Raw genomic sequence first — 17,221 nt, 5'->3', positions numbered from 1 at the left:
AGAACGGGAAATTTGATGTATGGCTGAAGGAGAAAATCCCGGAAAAAAAGGTAGCAAAACGCAATTGCGAACCACAGCAGCAGTGTAATAAATGGGAGCAGTTTCATTGACTTGAGGATATCTGTTTGAGTTTGTGTCTAAAATACACAAGGACAGCACAAAGGTAAAAAATGTGCTGTCCTTGTATGGATTTTACTGGTTGATGCACTGAATCCACTTGGTGCGGCCTGTATAGTAGCTGGCGGTTGGCAGGTTCTCCAGATCAATCCCGGTTATTTTACCGGTACTGGTCTGGATATAAGCTTTTACCTCACCATCCTTGCCGCTGCTTACAAACAGGTTGGGTGTTTTAGCCAGACCCTCGCCCAAGCTGAGTTTATCCTGAACAATACCATATTCGTCTACCCCGGTGTCACCAAAAATTCGTTCACCCCAGGCGGTTCCGGTCTGATAATAGACACCGTAGAGGTAGCTGCTGCCTTCGCCTTCGCATGGGTCAATGGACGTCTGGTAGGTTGTAAAGGTGGTAAGGCCTCCGAGAAGCGTCGCCTGGCCAAGGTTCCTTTCACGGTTTTCCGCTGGAGTGAATTCTTTATACCATCCGTCAGCGGAGTTGCTATAGGGTGCAGTGCCGCTTTTTCCGGCGATATATTCAATGAGCTCGCCAAGCGTATCAATTTCATAACCAGACGGCAGACAATCTGTAGTTCCGTCGACACAGCTTAATGATGCCGCGTAAGGATTCGCACGATTTTCCTGGACAAGGATCTGGTCGACTCGAAGAAGTCCTTTCTGGCCTGTTTCTGCAGTCGCATCAGGAAAGATGGAGGAGCTGGCAGGGATTGAAAAATCATTATCAAAATCAGGCGCGGGAATTTCACCAAAGGTTAACTCAAACAACCTGTTGTCTATAGAATCAGGCTTCATTGGTTCTTTCATGCCAAGGAAAGCCTGTTGAGAGTCGTCCGGCTTGTCAAAATTATCCCAGAAACGGCCGGTGCCGGTGTAAACCCAGAAATTTTTCCCGTCAAAACCGACTGAAGCTGCCGCAGAGATTGGACGGTTAAGTGATATCATCGGCTTGATCTGCCAATCGGCAGGGGTGGTAACTGTCTGGTCAACAAGATATTTGTGGTATCTGTAGGTGCTGCCGTAATCAGGGTTTCTGGTTACGAGTCTGTAAAGAGAGCCTCCTCCATCCCAAAAACTGTAATCGGAGGAAAAGGAACCTTCCACGGTACCGAAGTAAACGACATCGGACATATAATCGACCCGGCTCGGATTAATATCCATATCCACTGTTATTGGATCCGAGACAAAACCTCCACCGTAACTGTTCGGTAGGGTAAATGTTCCACCAGAATAACTGAGCTGAGATTCTGCATCGGCAGGACTAAGAGCAGGGATGCGCATCGAGGTCAGTGCATTGGTACTGACGGTGTCAAAAGTATTTAAAGGGATGACGACCAGTTTTGGTTCCTGATCGCTTACCCCCCTCATGGCCTCGGCACCGTGAGGGCCCGAACCAATTACCAGGTGCCAGGAGTTGGTAGTTGTTCCGCTTGTAGCTTCAGATTCCTTCATGATGATCATGGTCGAAATAGTAGTTGAGTAACCGAGATCGACATGCTTGTAATCAGGGGACGTAATCGTACGCTCACTATTCCATGAAGCATCCCATGTGAATGGCTCTCCACTATCCCAAATCCCGTTACCGTTTTCGTCCTTGAACGGTTCGTCGTCACGGTGCCGGGTTACTTCGCCGAGGAGCACGGGCTGCTGTTCCGGGTTGGTTATGTCAAAAACAAAGTATGAGGATGTAAATTGCCTGAGATCGTTTACATTGGATCCGTCAATATCACTGGCGTTTATCGGGTAACCGCCAAGTCTCATCCCGCCAACAATGATGGTTCCCCAACCCTCCGGATGAATACAATAGTCTTTATAGGTATCACTCGTTGGATCACTTGCACATGCGGCTTCTGCCGAGAAGATCTGCGCGTCAAAAATGCGGGGCCGCAAGTCGACGAAATATTTGTGCTCGTAGTCGGGACTGGTCAAACTCTGCAGATGGGGCAATAGGTTGTAGGGAACGTACGCCCACATTTCTGCGCCAAGCTGGGGAAACGAAGAAGATGGGTCTGATTCGTCGCAAATGCGGTTTTCCGGTTCAGTCAGACAGAATTTTTTATCTTTGTCTATCCAGAATCCGCCATTGGCGGCGTGGAACATTCCATCGTTTGCGCCAAAGTAAACCATATGTCTTCTGTTCTTGTACTTCGCGAGGAATTTGGCGTAACTCTTATCGTTATAGAGCAGGTTGTACGCTTCTGCAGGGGCTGTTACAGCCATCGGGGTTGAATTAATGACATCACCCATTTTCCAGGTGACCAACGCACCATTTTTATTAGGTATTTGTCTGCTTCTTAGCGAAGGCTCATCAACCATAGTGACATTGCCGTCCATATCCAGAGGATTGAGCCTGTCAATACCGCGAATCCAGTTGACTATGTCAGCGAGTTTTGACTCTTTTTCGTCAGCGGTTCTCTCCTGGCGAGTGCCATTGATAGTGCGGTATTCTACATCGAAATCGGTATACAGGGAAGATCTGGAGCTGTCGACGTTATTTGCAAGGGAAAGTAGTGAATTCGCGGTAAAGGGAATAAACTCGGAAGAGTCTACTATACCGTCATCATCAACATCGTTCCAGGTGAAAATCTGTCTCCTTATTTCTGATGAGATATGATCAGATCTGTTGTTTTTCTGAAACTCGGGCTCTGACGATCCGTAGTCAAAATATTCGTCGGCCAGCCACTCCCCGGCACTCCAGAGGAACTGGACATTATCAAGGCTGGTGCTCTCGTCACATATGCCAGTATCGTAGATCGAGGTGTTATAACATGCTTTTGTTTCGCCTGTCTCGGTGTCAAAATAGAGGATGACTCTTTTGTCGGTCTCTTCATCGAGTACCCTGTTGTTATCGCTGTCCTCGAAGAGGAAACCATCGTCGTTGATAAAAAGGGCCCGTACATCACCTGCCCATTCTACAGTGTACCTTGTCTCCGTGTTGTCTATGGCTTGGGTTTTGGTTAACTCTGGCCAGAAGATAGCCTGATAGACGGCTCCTTCACCGCTTCTGGATGATGAAACAACGGATGCGGCCGCGCCTGACGAACTTCTCTGTCTCAGCTCGTTGAATATACGGTAAAGATTTGTCTCAAGGTCCTCAGGATTTTCTCCGGCAATAAGGGATGTTCCACCGTTGTTCGCAGCTTCGTTCATTATGGTGTACGGGTTACACTCGCTGCCGGTGAGGTCATCGCGAAGGGTACCTGTTGTGACTATATAGGTGAAGATGTTTTGCTTCTGATTGCCGTAAAATGTGAGATCATCAAGATAGGTGGAACCCTGGAGATCACCGGAGCATTGCTGGTCGGTATCTCCATCGTTATCGGCTGCATCGAGCGAGTTTATAAAAGTAGCTACCGTCGGACTTATGTCCGCGGTTGATGCCCCTTCGGTTATGAGAAGCAGGTACTTGTCTCGGCAGGGATCAAGAAAATGTGCTTTCTGCTCTTCAGACAACGGTTCCCAAGGGTTGTTGGGGCTTGAAATCCAGCGACTGCTGTCCTGCGCAAAATAACCTAATGCGTTATAAACTCCCTCGGCGAGCGGGGTCCAGGCATTGGCTTCTGTAAGGTTGATGGCATTTTTTAAACTGTTGATATGATCGATGTTGCCACCGTCTTCAATGTTTGTGACTATATATGTTCCATCTCCATTGGTGTCGGGGCAGTACTTAACAATGGTATTGCTGCCGTCATCAAGTCCGCATTCCGTCTCTGAGCCGTTGTCAATAAAAGCCATCGCTCCGATGCGGAGATCTTTTGCTGCTTCGCTGTCGAGCAGTCCTTTGGGAGGGGAAGTTGTCGATATATTAACCTTCATGGTGAATAGGGGTTCATCATTACCGAAAAAAGAATAGATTGACGCATCGGTAAGTGCCCCTACAATTCCCCAGGTTCGTTCCGGCTCTTCAGTTCCAAGCGCAAGATCGGATGTATCGATAACTTCTGCAACTTCAAGATCGTTGCAGTAATCCCACAAGGCGTGTTGGATACACTCCTGTTTGTCCTCAGGTGGGTCCGGAAGCCATCCGGGTGAGTCAAAGGTAACTCCTGAGCAATCGGTTCCGGCAATCAATGGAGTTAATACTGGCTCCCAGGCTGATTTGTTTGGTCCGTTTTTACAGTTAATCTCACCGTTTGGCTTTTCTTCGTAGTTGTAGTTGCATTCATAGAGATAGCCGTCGTTGAGGCAGATTTCATGATTGATGCTGTAATCGTATGGATCTTCGGGACAAGCTGTGCGGCTGCAGCCTCCGCTTATATTGCCGGGAAACCAGCAGCGCCCCACATAGCCTTGATAGGGAACCGTTGGTTCACTAACGTTGTCTGCCTGTACACCATAGCAAAGATAGCCGCTGTCGTAAGGAGATATACCCGCAGGAAATACGCCGTTCTGATATATATTATAGCACGAATTTTCTACTTCACTCACCTGTCCGAGATCCAGCCACTGATTGGGGAACAGTTCAGGATGTTTGCTGATGAACCAACATTCCTGGACGCCCTGGTTATAGGCAGAATTTGATTCGGCAAGAACATTGTTGGTTCCGTCATAGTAAAGGCAGTCGGCGATATATTGCTGCAATTGTCCCAGTCTGGCACTTTCACTGGAATATTCTGCAAGTGCAAGTTCGCAGCCAACATTGTTCGTACTGCCTATGTAGCCTCCGTCGCTTACTCCAATTATGGCGATCCTGGTCAGGTTGTCGATTGTCTCGGTTGCATCAAAGCCTCGAATGGAAAAGGTTATTACTTTGTTTCCAGCCGGGCCTGTGGTACCTGTCTCCTTGACAAAGGGCTTTGCCGCACAACCTCTACCTTCGCTTATAAGCAGCTCTGTCTCACTGTCATACTTTCCGCCGGTAAGGACCTCTTTCTGGATATCAAATTTTGAGGCTGACAGCCAGTTGAGAAATTCGCCTGTGGCGACAAAATCTGTCACACCGGTAAAAGCTCCGCTGCTGTCTGTGGTGAAATTTACTACCACATTGGCTTCGGTATGTGTTTCGTCCGAATACGAGATGTACAAGTTGTTGGAAGAGGAGAGTGAATTGGTTATATTGTCCCAAACGCCGTTGTTGTCGGTGTCTTGTAAATCAAAAGTTTCCGCGCCATCCCACTCGCCGTTTTGATTGAAGTCGGTTATTAAGATTTCTTCTATATTGGTAGCCGGATCTGAATCCCAACTACCGTTATTATTTGCATCGACAAAAGTGTCAGCAGGGTTCCATTGACCATCCAAGTTGTTGTCTATGAGAGTAAAAGGGACCTCGACAAAATAATTATTGGTGCTGTCCCAACGATACCATTTTTTAGGTGCATACCCATACTGGTCATCAGTATCGGTTGTGGGATCGTTTTCTGCCGTTACGACCCAGCCGGTATCAAAAAGACCCGCATAATGTTTAGTTGGATCGAAGGTGTTGTCGGTACATTTGTTGGGGTCGTCTTTGTAGGCAAGGTCGAGCATGCTTCCCGAGTTGTCTATCATGACCAGCAAGTTCGGCTTTTCATCGTCCAGTGTAAGAAACGGTGGGGTTGCCGTTCCTTTGGTCAGGATATTGTAGCCGAACAGGGAAGGGGTAAAACAAAGAAGGGTGCTTCCTAACGCAACGGCTACGGCAAGATATTTGTAAATATATTTTTTTGACTTCATATCACTCTCCCGGTATCTGAAAAAAATCCGTCAAGTTGTCTCAGGTGTAATTAATATTTGCAATCAGGATCTTCATCGCCGACCACATGACGCCATCCGAAGACTACAGTGGACTCCGAGTTTCTCGTATCATTATTGACGGAGACGATATCATAAAGCCGTGCGCTGCCTCCTCCCGCAGACGTCTTTCCTTTGCCTTCATAACCTGCAGCCATCTGGATGGAGCCGCCCGGAAGCATGGAAACTATCCCGCCAACATACATTTTGCTGTACCCCAGCCCCTCGTCAATAGTATTTGAATCCGGATAAGTTATGGTTGGTGATCCGGGACTGGTCAGATTGCACTCACTTGTAGTCCATGGGTAGTTGTTGTAATAGAAGGCGAAATCGCCAAAAGCGTCAGCATAAACTGTAACGTCCGGGCCATTGAGGGTGACGCTTCCGCCGGAGCCACTGAAACCGGCTGGGCAGTTGAGGTTTTGCTCCAGGATTTCTGTTGCAAGCACTGCTGCCGCTTCTGCGTTGTAAAAAGTCTTTTTCGACAGATTGTCGTTACCGGCGATCTGCAGTTCGACACTGGTGTTTCTGACCGCGGCTATGCCGATTATACTGAGAATCAGAAGTATCAGCATGCAGAGTACGAGGACATATCCGTTATCAGTCTTTATTGCTTTCATAGTAAAGTCCATTTGGATATTAATTTTCAATTCGCTTGGCCTTAATGTAGTTGTAGGTCACATTTCTTATGGTTCCCCGCTCAAGCCGCGAAACGATAACCCGGATCGTCTTGGTATCGGGCATCGGGTAGTTTTCAGCTGTATTTACATAGAGATTGTATGTTCCCCCGGCAACCGTTGTGGTGGTGGAGTAATCTGCGGCTGGCGAGTCGGTGTCATCCAGGCCGGCCAGTGCTACCGTGACATTGCCTCCTGAAGTGTCGGTAATGATGGCGTCATCGTAATCCAGACGAAAAATCTGCTCGATCTGGTCGCTTGCGAGCATGGCAGCGGTCGTTATAGTATCGGCAGTCATGTTTCCCTTGGTTCCGGAATACTGCATGACGATCATGCCGAGAATGCCGAAGGCGAGAACCCCCAGGGCAACTACGACCTCGATGAGTGTAAATCCATCCTGTTCTTTAATGTTCACTTTCTATCCCCATATTTCGTAGATCAACGCTGGTTATCAGCAGTCTTCTTCTGAAGTGGTCCGTGGTTGGCTGGCCGGTGTCGGTGGCATTGCCGTTGAGATCCCAGGTGGTTCCTGAAAACGACGTATAGATTTTGCCGTCGTTAATATAGTTCTTGTCGAAATTGTCTGCCTTGGACAGGATTGAAACCGTTACCGAGCGAATTTTGGGCAAATCTGCTGCCGCAGGTGATGTAGTGTTTACAGATTCTCCTGAGTAAAAAAATTCTATAGCCTCGATGTGGTCCGCTACGGGTTGCCAGCCTCCCGCGCCAACTTTTCTCCTGAAGCTTGCTGTCCCGCCGCCATCGACAACACCATCCCCATCGACGTCATCTGCCGGTGAAAACCCGTAACTGATTGAGGTAACATTGCCGTCTTTATCCTCGTCGGTCAGGAAAACCAGTTGCGATCTGGTCGCGCTTGAAATCTGAGTGTCAGTCGGATCTATGCCATAACCGGCCATTCTCAACTCTTTAGATAAGGTAAGAAGCGCCACCCTGATGTTCTGCTGCATTTCCAGAACCTGTTCCTGGGCAATGCTGTTTTTCTGCTGGAGTGATAACGCGGAGTAGACTGCAGCAACTATAATGCCCGACATGGCTAGTGAGAGCATCAACTCGACGAATGTGAATCCTCTGTTGTTATGTGTGTTCATAGCTGGTTATGGCAATTTATGTGTTGTAATTGCACCGGCTTTGGAAACTGAGATCTTGTAGCCGGAACCCTTATTGTTGTGTAGTTCGAATGCCGCATCCTCAGACCACAGACCGTCAGGCGTGAAAAAAAAGACGCTAACACCGTTAGGTGTGGAATAGTTTTTACACAGAGCTGTTCCCGGGGTCATATCATAATCGGTGTCCGGAGCGGAATCGCCGCTGTCATCGCTCAATTCCAGGTATTCATCGATCGTCGTCGCATTCCCGTCCTCATCGACACTTATGGTGTAAAGACCGCCTGGAGAAGGAACTGAAGAAGAAGGAAAAGAGGAACAGTCAAACATTGTTATGTTTAGCTGGGTTTTCCGGTTTCGTTTTACCGCCTCAAGTTTCATTTTCTGTAGATTGCTGTGGAGATCCATGGCAGCTTGTCTCAGCTTCATGTTCGGTCCCAGTTTTACCATTGCCGGCGCGGCAAAGATTGCAAAAAGGGCAATAATCGCCATAGCAACCATTATTTCAATCAGGGTAAATCCAGTGGTTGTTATTTGGTCTTTTTTCATAATGGTGTCGATTTAATGAAGATGTTGAAATTGCAGCTTATAATACTAGAGCCTAGCAATATAAGTACCAGTTTTCTGCAGTAATATTGTGCTGCTATCGCATTGAAAACAGGTGAATTGTGCAAAGAGCATGTTTGTTTTAGAGGGATGTGGACGGTGCTTTTTTATAAAAAAAATTAACAATAAAGGGCGGTGATGTAAAAAAAATTAACAAAAAAGCTTTTTGTTTAAGGACAGGATAGCACGGGTAAGGTTTTTGTTTCAAGCAGCTGATAGACTTAATATTGCTTCTCATAAAATTCAGCTCAGACAAATGGAATAATGTCCCGTCAAAAAGGTATGTCGCTCGTAGAACTGGTAACTTGTCTCGTTGTGATCGCAGTCATTGGAGTCTTGTCGGTTCCTTATCTGAAGAACACCTTGAGAAGGGAGTACCTGAACGCAGAGGTAAGAAAAATTTACTCTGTGCTGCATCTGGCAAAAAGAGAAGCTGCTAAACGCAACAGACCTGTTGTCGTTCAGTTTGAACCTGATAATTTTGTCGCTTTTGAGGACGGTGGAGTAAATGGACAGGGGCGGGGGGACTGGACGAGGCAACCGGGTGAAACTATAGTCGGCGAAAATCATGTGGAGTCTGGTATGCGCCTTACTACAAATTTTGCAAATAACAGGGTTAGATTTAAGGGGAGTACCTGGGGGAGTGGAGGTACGATTTGCGTGTGGAATAAGGATCAGGTCTACGCCAGAGTTATATTGAGTCCGATCGGTAGAATTCGTATCGCAAAGTAAAATGTCAAAACAAAATATCTCTGGTTGTTCGGTAAGCTTTTCCCTTGACTTTTGTCCAATTATCCATATAAATATACCCCTGTAATGAATGCTCGTTCAGTATGCCAGCCATAGTTGTTTGTTGTGGTTTGGCTTTTAGTTTTATTTGTATAAATTTAACAAAGAGGGCTTACATGTCTAAATTAGTTGCTCCCCATGGTGGAAAAGGTCTGGTATGTGCTTTACTTGAAGGTGCTGAGCTGGAAGCAGAAAAGGCAAAAGCAGCTGATCTCAAGCAGATTGAAATCTCCGATCGCGCAAAAGGCGATTTGATTATGCTTGGAATAGGTGGTTTCTCTCCGCTGACCGGGTTCATGAAAAAAGCTGACTGGAAAGGTGTTTGTGAAAACTTCCAGATGGCGGACGGCACTTTCTGGCCTGTTCCGATCACCCTTGACGTATCCGCGGCCGATGCTGCAGAGATCGCTGAAGGTTCCGAGATCGCGCTTGTAAGAAAAGGCCAGGTTTTCGCCACCATGCTGGTGGAAGAGAAATACGAAATGACCGACGCCGACAAGAAGTGGGAATGTGAAAAAGTGTTCATGGGCGAAGGTGAAGACTCGGTAGACGGAAAATTCTGGGAAATCGCTGAAGAAGATCATCCAGGCGTTATCATGGTAATGAACCAGAAAGAGTTCAACCTGGCCGGACCGGTTAAGGTTCTCTCCGAAGGCGAATACCCCAAGGAATACCCCGGTGTTTACCTCAAGCCTGCTGAAACCCGTGCAATGTTTGAAGAGCGCGGATGGGCCAACGTTGCCGCTCTGCAGCTGCGTAACCCGATGCACCGTTCCCATGAGTTCCTCGCCAAGATCGCAGTGGAAGTATGTGACGGCGTGCTGATCCATTCTCTTATCGGTAACCTCAAGCCTGGTGACATTCCTGCAGAGACCCGTATCCAGGCAATCGATATTCTCATCGAGAACTACTTCGTAAAAGAGCACGTAATCAACGCCGGATATCCGCTTGATATGCGTTATGCAGGACCCCGTGAAGGTCTCCTCCATGCAACCTTCCGTCAGAACTACGGTGTCAACAATATGCTGATCGGCCGTGACCACGCTGGCGTTGGTGACTTCTACGGCCTGTTCGAAGCTCAGGAAATCTTTGATCGTATCCCGAGCACCGGTGACGAAGGAAAAGATCTCCAGTGCAAGCCGATGAAGATCGACTGGACTTTCTACTGCCACGAGTGTGACGGTATGGCATCTCTTCGTACCTGTCCGCACAACAAGGAAAGCCGCGTAATTCTTTCCGGAACCAAACTGCGTAAAGCTCTTTCCGACGGCGCTGAAATCGTTGATCACTTCGGACGTAACGAAGTTCTCGATCACCTCAAGGTGTACTATGGCAGCCTGAAGGAAAAAGTTGAAGTGAAAATGCAGGGTGCCGCATCCGGCGACGCCATGTAATAACGCACTTTTTAGTACTGTATCGGGAGACATCACCTCTGGGTGATGTCTCCTTTTTTTTTGAATTTCCTTTGGGCAAAACCTTACATTGGGCTATATTGGTCTGGCTGTTTTACTGAACCTTACATATTACAGGATGACGGATCCTGGACAGCCTGAAAGACGGGAGAGAAAATGTCGGAAATAACGGTCGGTCTTGGCGCAAGGAGTTACCCCATCATTATCCGTTCAGGGATACTGGAGAATATCGGCGCGGAGCTGAAAAAGCGGAAAATTGCCAAAAGATATGCTGTCATTTCAGACGACAGGGTCGCTCAGCTGTTCGGTAAAACCCTCATGGACTCCCTGGACAGGGAAGGTCTTGACAGTGAGCTGATCACCTTTGCCCACGGCGAAGCAAACAAGAATCTTGCAACCGTCGGAGCGCTGGCAAGCGCCCTTGCCAGCAAAGGTTTTGACCGAAAGGACGGCATAATAGGCTTTGGCGGCGGTGTTGCCGGTGATATTGCCGGATTTGTCGCCTCTTCCTATATGAGAGGTGTTGAATTTGTCCAGGTGCCGACAACCCTGCTGGCCCAGGTCGACAGTTCCGTGGGAGGCAAGACCGGTGTCGATATCCCCGAAGGGAAAAATCTGGTCGGAGCCTTCTACCAGCCCAAAGGGGTATTCATTGACAGTTTGGTCCTGAAAACGCTGCCGGAACAAGAGCTGCTCGGCGGGCTTGCCGAGGTGATCAAGTACGGTGTCATCCGTGACCGGGAGTTCTTTGACTTTCTTGTGCATAACAGGGAGCGAATCCTGCAGCTCGATCCGGCTGTGATGGAAAAGACCATCGCCACCTGTTGCCTCATAAAGGCTGATGTTGTGGCGGAAGATGAGAGAGAAGGCGACGTTCGGCGTATTTTGAATTACGGCCACACCATCGGCCACGCGGTGGAGGGCGCATCCAATTACACTATTATCCACGGCCTGGCGGTTTCCATCGGCATGGCTGCTGCGGCGAGACTAGCTTGCCTTAAAGGAGTTCTTCCGGAAGGCGACCGGGACAGAATAGTCAGGGCGCTTGACGATTACGGCTTGCCGACCTCGGTTCCTGCCGAACTTGACAGGAGCCTGATCAAGAAATACCTGCTCACCGACAAGAAAGTGGTCGGGGGCAAGGTTCATTACGTTCTGCCGACAGCAATCGGCGACACCGTTATCAGCGCCGATGTAACCGAACAGCAGATCGACATCGTCCTTGGTTGACGGCGCGGGTGAAAATCAACTCTCAGGATTAGTCGTATCCAACATATTGTCATGCCCATTTACGAATTTTACTGCGAGCCGTGCAACACGGTTTTTAATTTTCTCTCCTTACGGGTCAATACCAGCAAGATTCCCAGTTGCCCAAGGTGCGGACAGCAGAAGATGACAAGGCAGCTGTCAACATTTGCTGCCATTACCGGGGCGGAGAAAGAGGGGCGGGGAATTGCGCCAGAACTTGACGAAACCAGGATGGAGCGGGCGTTCGAATCTTTGATGAGCGAAGCGGAGCATATGAAAGAGGATGACCCCAGACAGATGGCCTCGCTCATGCGAAAATTCACCTCTGAGACCGGACTGCGTCTTGGTGATTCAATGGAGGAGGCTATTTCACGCATGGAGTCGGGTGAAGACCCGGACCGGGTGGAAAAGGAGATGGAGAACCGGCTGGGCGACGAAGACTTTTATATTGCAACCATGCAGAAGAGTCCAGGGAAAAAACGGACAGCCCCCCTGCATGATGAGAAGCTGTACAAACTAGAGTAAAAGCTGGCCCTAATGGGTGGTGCCGTTGTCGGTGTTGTCGAAGAACTCGTTGATATCGAGCATGGCTTTTTTTTCAGCAAGGATCTTCTGCACCTCTTCTTCAGATATGTTCAGTTCTCTGGCAAGCGCCTTGATATCGTAGACGGGCTCTCCGTCTGGGGTGAAGTCCACGGGTTTTAAATCCGGAAAGGAGCTGGCGGTAGCAGCAGCGGACGCCTTGAGCAGCATTTTCTTGATCTCGGGCGGTCCGTTGACGATGAGCCACTCGACCGCTTCTGCCCAGAGTTTGCTGTCCACCGTGGGGTGCGAAAGAACTTTCATTGCGCTTTCAAGATCCCAGAGATCTTTGTGTTCCATAGGGGTATCCTTCAAAGTGTGAAATTTCTGCAAGCCGGTTGTTTGTATATACTATAAACCGACTTAAATTATAAGCAATATCGCAGAGGTTTGCAGCGTTTAAGAATTATGATATACACGGTAAAATATGAAGCGGCATGAGATATATATGCAACAGGCGCTGGACCAGGCCAGGGAAACACTGGAACAAGGAGAGTTTCCCGTCGGCTGCGTCATGGAGTATCAGGGCAGGGTGGTAGCCACGGGAAAGCGGCGCAACTCTTCCGGCAGACCCAATGAACTGGATCATGCCGAGATGATTGCGCTGAGGCAGTTGCTCGATACTGACGAAACGGTCGATATGGGCCGGGTTACAGTGTATTGTACCCTGGAGCCGTGCCTGATGTGTTTTTCAACTCTTCTGGTCAACGGTATACGAAACATCGTGTACAGTTATGAAGACGCGATGGGCGGCGGGACCGCACTTGACCTGGCTCGCCTTACGCCCCTTTATCAGGAGATGGACGTCGTGGTGACGGGAGGGGTGATGCGCAGCCAGAGCCTTGAGCTGTTTCGGATTTTTTTTGCAACTCCAGGCAATGATTATCTGCGCGGCACGTTGCTGGCCGAATACACCCTTGACCAGCTGGTGGAATAAGAAAATATCTGTAAGGTGCTATGAAAAACAAAGAGCTGCATGTATCACCAAAAAAAGCAAAGAGCCAGGCCAGAACCGTTGCCTTCAGGTCGGGGGAGAGAAATGTTTTTTTTCATATTCTCACCGGCTGCAACCTCGCCTGCAAACACTGCTACATAAACAGAGAGCAGCACGGTACGGGACAGCTGGGGATTGACGAGATCGAGGAGTGGCTTAAGATTTTTGTTGCCCCTGGAAAAAAAACCAACCTGATTATTCTAGGCGGCGAGCCGACCCTGCATCCCGATCTTTCACGGGCCATACGCAGTGCCAAAAAGCTGGGATACGACGTTACCGTAGATTCCAACGGCTACCTGTTTCACGATCTTCTGGAAAAAGTGACGCCCTCAGAACTTGATTTTCTCAGTTTCAGCCTGGATGGGCCCGACCCGCAAGTAAACGACGATATCCGTGGGGAGGGGGTGTTTGACACCTGCGTTGCGAACATCAAAAAAGCGGTGAAAAACGGCTTTAATGTCAGTGTGATCTACACGGTGAGCCGAAAGAACATCAACCACCTGCACCGGATGACCGAACTGTTGACAGAGCTTGAAGTGAACAAGTTTTTTATCCAGGTGCTCGGATTACGGGGAAATTCCGCCATATCTGAAGGTGAAGAGGTGAGCCAGGTGGCACGGGAGGAGTGGCTGGCGGTGGTGCCGCGGGTTGCCGAAGAAGCCGCCGCCGCCGGAATCCATGTGACATTTCCCAAAGTGTTTCTCGAAGAGGGAGAAGTCTTTGAGTGTGCCGGAAATGTCGCCGAGAACTATTTTATCTTTCCGAACGGGAGGGTCTATAAATGCCCGCTCTGTGAGGATCATCCCATCCACAGCTATGAAATATGCGATAACAGGCTGACGGCACTAAACGGCTTGACCGAGAGTTCGTTTTTTCAGCTTGAAATTGCCGAGGGGTGCGTGATGAACAAGCTCCTGCAGCCGGATACCATCGAATATGACGACGATCACAACCCCGTATATCGTATCAGTTGCTGCCTGTTGAAGCAGGAGATCAAGGGGTGAGAGATTGCCTTAGCCTTTTTTTCTGTTGAACAACCGGCTTAAAAAGACTCCTGTTTCATAGAGCGCAAACAGCGGGATGGCCAGCAGGGCGGTTGCCATGAAGTCGCCGGCGGTGAGAAGAAAGGACAGCACGATGATGGCGCCGTAAAAGTAGGCTCGCTTCTGGCGGAAGTAGGCCGGTGAGACAAAGTCCAGTTTTGCCGCCATCACCACCAGAAACGGTATCTGGAAGGCGACACCGAAGGTGATCAGGCTTCTTGCCACAAAGGTGAGGTATTTGCCGAGCTTGGGCAGGGGCTCGAGACCTTCGCTCGTGTAGCTCATGAAGTACGCGAGAATCTTCGGCAAGACGACGAAAAAGGAGAAGCAGGTGCCGCCGATAAAAAGCAGGGTCGCCCAGAACACCACGATGGCAATGAACTTTTTTTCGTTTTTCTTCAGGCCCGGCGCCACAAACATCCACATCTGGTAGAGCACCACCGGCATGGCGAAAATGATCCCCACCAGGAGAGCCAGCTTTATATAGGCCAGAAACGCCTCGGGAAGGTTGGTGTAGACCAGTTTGTATACCAGCGGGCTGGCACTGAACAGCGGGGCGATAAACAGCTGGGCGATCCGCTCGGCAAAGATGTAGGCGACGGCACTGCAGCACAGGATCGCGATAAATATCTTGATGACCCGCTGCCTGAGTTCCAGGTGGTGCGGACGGAAAAAATCAAGGCTGCGCTCAATAATCGGAATGGTTTTCTGGAGATCGAAATTGCTCATGGCTTTCGCGGGGTATCTCCGTTATCGTCCTGTTTTACAGTGTCGTCCCGTTGCATTCCTGCGTCCTGCTCAGGAGCCTCGTTGGCGTCCGTGGTGTTGTCCTCGCTTACGAGTTCGCCCGAGTCCGACACCTTGCCGGTCTGCTCCAGCAGATCCTGATATGACTCCTGCGCATTTTCCAAAGGACTGTTGACACCGTCCTTGCCGACTATCTCGTCGGTAACGTTCTCCGGAGCATTCAGCAGGTTTTCCCTGAGCGATTTTGCCGCCTCTTCGAGATCCGGCTTGATTTCATCCAGCGGGTTCTCTTCAGCTGTAAGGCTTTCCTTCAGGCCTTCTGCGGTTTTTTTCAGATCCATGATGGTCTTGGCAAGTGACCTGGCCAGGTCCGGCAGTTTGTCCGGTCCGACGACAATCAGGGCAAGCGCCATGATAAGGATCATTTCGGGCAAGCCGATTCCAAACATGATGATTTACCTTATAGTTTTACTCATTCAGCCTGAGGATATGATAATATTTCGTAGAACAACAATCATTCTGTACTTAATATGTGACAGTATCGGCTGATAAATCAGTACCAGGGGGGATCCTGCCGTTGGGTGTCCGGCTAAACTGTACGGTATTTACGAAATGGTGTCAACGAAAGACAAACCTTGATTTAAAAGGCTGCACCTTACTCCATGGAGTTGAAATTTCCAGTGTTCTTCAGGCGATCCTGGCCGAAACCGTATTTGTTTGATTGACATCCGCAGGTCCCTTGACTATAGTAACCCGTTTGTCTTGTGTCGATGTGTCTTTTGGGGGACCGTGAAGGCACTGCTCATTTTGAATAAAACCTCATAAGAGGAGAAAGTAGATGTCCAGTGTAGTGGTTGTTGGTACACAATGGGGAGACGAGGGTAAAGGGAAAATTGTAGATCTGCTCACTCAATACGCCGACTATGTCGTTCGGTTCCAGGGGGGCAACAATGCGGGCCACACCCTCGTGGTCGAAGGGAAGCAATATATCTTTCACATTATTCCGTCTGGTATCCTGTACGAAGACAAGAAGTGCATGATAGGCAACGGTGTCATTATCGATCCCGGCGTTCTGATAAGGGAGATGGACCAGCTGAAGGACAAAGGGCTTACCGTGACTCCCAAGAGGATGATGATCAGTGAGCGGGCGCACCTGATTATGCCGTATCACGCCAGTCTCGACCAGGCCAGGGAGGCGGCTCTTGCCGACGGCAAGAAGATCGGAACCACCGGGAGAGGTATCGGACCCTGCTATATAGATAAAGTCGGGCGAGTCGGTATTAAGGCGGGTGACCTGAAAGATGAAGAACTGTTCAAAGAGAAGCTGAAGGCGGCCGTCGATGAGAAGAATTTCCTTCTCACAAAAAAATTCAACGCCGCCCCGGTTGACTACGACGTCATCTATGGTCAGTTTCAGGAGTATGCGGAAAAACTGATACCGTTTTACGGCAACGTCTCGGTTGAACTTGATGACGCAAGAAAAGACAACAAGAACATTCTGTTTGAGGGCGCCCAGGGAACCCATCTGGATATCGATCACGGGACCTACCCCTATGTGACTTCGTCCAATACCATTGCCGGCAACGCATGCAACGGATCAGGGTTCGGCCCCGTATATATAGATGCTGTGGTAGGCATTATGAAAGCGTACACCACAAGGGTTGGCGCGGGACCGTTTCCAACGGAGCTTTTTGACGAGGTGGGCGATCAGCTGCAGCAAAAAGGGCATGAGTTCGGGGCCACAACAGGAAGACGGCGCAGATGCGGCTGGCTCGACGGGGTGGTGGTGTCAGATGCGGTACGGCTCAACGGCCTTACCGGGCTTGCAATCACCAAGCTCGACGTGTTGAGCGGCCAGGAGAAAATCAGAATCGCCAAATCTTACGAACTTGAGGGCGAGACCGTCCGGGCGATGCCTTCCAATATCAAGGAAGCTGCCGCGGTTACCCCGGTCTATGAGGATCTTGAAGGCTGGAAAGAGGATATCGAAAATGTCCGGAACTACGACGACCTGCCACAGCAGGCCAGGGATTATATCAGCAAGGTTGAAGATCTGACCGGTGCCCCGGCAAACATCGTGTCGGTTGGGCCGGACAGAAAGGAAACCCTGCTTTTACAGAACCCTTTTGACAAATAAATACTTTCAGGCAGAAGG

General features: G+C 49.3%; 15 protein-coding genes. 7 read left to right on the top strand and 8 right to left on the bottom strand.

All coding sequences use genetic code 11. From position 1 onward, the window contains the following. Positions 1 to 192: 192 nt before the first annotated feature. The 5 genes from BLQ17_RS10245 to BLQ17_RS10225 are packed head-to-tail and all read right to left on the bottom strand — an operon-like array spanning position 193 to position 8,194. Positions 193 to 5,784, bottom strand: coding sequence for a pilus assembly protein (locus BLQ17_RS10245; RefSeq protein WP_092222491.1), 5,592 nt, complete (start codon positions 5,782 to 5,784; stop codon positions 193 to 195). Positions 5,785 to 5,834: 50 nt separating this feature from the next. Next, positions 5,835 to 6,461: a PilX N-terminal domain-containing pilus assembly protein gene (locus BLQ17_RS10240; RefSeq protein WP_092222489.1), complete on the bottom strand. Its 627-nt coding sequence runs from the start codon at positions 6,459 to 6,461 to the stop codon at positions 5,835 to 5,837. Between the two features lie 19 nt (positions 6,462 to 6,480). Next, positions 6,481 to 6,933: a prepilin-type N-terminal cleavage/methylation domain-containing protein gene (locus tag BLQ17_RS10235; protein ID WP_092222487.1), complete on the bottom strand. Its 453-nt coding sequence runs from the start codon at positions 6,931 to 6,933 to the stop codon at positions 6,481 to 6,483. After that, positions 6,923 to 7,630: a prepilin-type N-terminal cleavage/methylation domain-containing protein gene (locus tag BLQ17_RS10230; protein ID WP_092222485.1), complete on the bottom strand. Its 708-nt coding sequence runs from the start codon at positions 7,628 to 7,630 to the stop codon at positions 6,923 to 6,925. The genes BLQ17_RS10235 and BLQ17_RS10230 overlap by 11 nt, the downstream gene beginning before the upstream one ends. Positions 7,631 to 7,636: 6 nt before the next feature. Further along, positions 7,637 to 8,194 carry a GspH/FimT family pseudopilin gene (locus BLQ17_RS10225; RefSeq protein ID WP_092222483.1) on the bottom strand — a complete coding sequence of 186 codons (558 nt, stop codon included), beginning with the start codon at positions 8,192 to 8,194 and terminating at the stop codon, positions 7,637 to 7,639. Between the two features lie 321 nt (positions 8,195 to 8,515). On the opposite strand from BLQ17_RS10225, the gene BLQ17_RS10220 reads away from it, so the two are divergent. From BLQ17_RS10220 to BLQ17_RS10205, 4 genes are all read left to right on the top strand, one after another. Beyond that, the gene (locus BLQ17_RS10220) at positions 8,516 to 8,983 is read left to right on the top strand and encodes a GspH/FimT family pseudopilin (RefSeq protein WP_092222481.1); all 468 of its coding nucleotides are present in this window, start codon (positions 8,516 to 8,518) and stop codon (positions 8,981 to 8,983) included. Positions 8,984 to 9,156: 173 nt separating this feature from the next. Beyond that, positions 9,157 to 10,434: a sulfate adenylyltransferase gene (gene sat / locus BLQ17_RS10215; protein WP_092222479.1), complete on the top strand. Its 1,278-nt coding sequence runs from the start codon at positions 9,157 to 9,159 to the stop codon at positions 10,432 to 10,434. A 174-nt stretch (positions 10,435 to 10,608) separates the two neighbouring features. After that, complete coding sequence (gene aroB / locus BLQ17_RS10210; protein WP_092222477.1) at positions 10,609 to 11,682, top strand: 3-dehydroquinate synthase; 1,074 nt, start codon at positions 10,609 to 10,611, stop codon at positions 11,680 to 11,682. Positions 11,683 to 11,733: 51 nt separating this feature from the next. Then, on the top strand, positions 11,734 to 12,225 hold the full coding sequence (locus BLQ17_RS10205) for an FmdB family zinc ribbon protein (protein ID WP_092222475.1): 492 nt from the start codon (positions 11,734 to 11,736) through the stop codon (positions 12,223 to 12,225). A gap of 9 nt (positions 12,226 to 12,234) precedes the next feature. Here the strand turns inward: BLQ17_RS10205 and BLQ17_RS10200 are convergent, their stop codons facing one another. Next, a complete protein-coding gene (locus BLQ17_RS10200; RefSeq protein ID WP_092222473.1) occupies positions 12,235 to 12,582 on the bottom strand; it encodes a hypothetical protein in 348 nt (115 codons plus the stop codon). A 127-nt stretch (positions 12,583 to 12,709) separates the two neighbouring features. Here BLQ17_RS10200 and BLQ17_RS10195 point away from each other — a divergent pair, with 127 nt between their 5' ends. Beyond that, entirely contained in the window at positions 12,710 to 13,219 is a 510-nt protein-coding gene (locus BLQ17_RS10195; RefSeq protein WP_092222471.1) for a nucleoside deaminase, read from the top strand. 20 nt (positions 13,220 to 13,239) lie between these two features. Continuing rightward, on the top strand, positions 13,240 to 14,280 hold the full coding sequence (locus tag BLQ17_RS10190; RefSeq protein WP_092222469.1) for a radical SAM protein: 1,041 nt from the start codon (positions 13,240 to 13,242) through the stop codon (positions 14,278 to 14,280). A 9-nt stretch (positions 14,281 to 14,289) separates the two neighbouring features. On the opposite strand, the gene tatC is transcribed toward BLQ17_RS10190, so the two are convergent. Both tatC and BLQ17_RS10180 read right to left on the bottom strand, forming a co-directional pair. Beyond that, entirely contained in the window at positions 14,290 to 15,048 is a 759-nt protein-coding gene (tatC, locus tag BLQ17_RS10185; protein ID WP_092222467.1) for a twin-arginine translocase subunit TatC, read from the bottom strand. Then, complete coding sequence (locus BLQ17_RS10180) at positions 15,045 to 15,515, bottom strand: twin-arginine translocase TatA/TatE family subunit (protein WP_092222465.1); 471 nt, start codon at positions 15,513 to 15,515, stop codon at positions 15,045 to 15,047. The genes tatC and BLQ17_RS10180 overlap by 4 nt, the downstream gene beginning before the upstream one ends. Positions 15,516 to 15,904: 389 nt before the next feature. On the opposite strand from BLQ17_RS10180, the gene BLQ17_RS10175 reads away from it, so the two are divergent. After that, positions 15,905 to 17,203: an adenylosuccinate synthase gene (locus BLQ17_RS10175; protein ID WP_092222463.1), complete on the top strand. Its 1,299-nt coding sequence runs from the start codon at positions 15,905 to 15,907 to the stop codon at positions 17,201 to 17,203. Positions 17,204 to 17,221 lie beyond the last annotated feature (18 nt).

It is taken from the genome of Desulforhopalus singaporensis, assembly GCF_900104445.1.
GTDB classification, from domain to species: domain Bacteria; phylum Desulfobacterota; class Desulfobulbia; order Desulfobulbales; family Desulfocapsaceae; genus Desulforhopalus_A; species Desulforhopalus_A singaporensis.
This window is presented reverse-complemented; position numbering and strand designations above follow the sequence as displayed.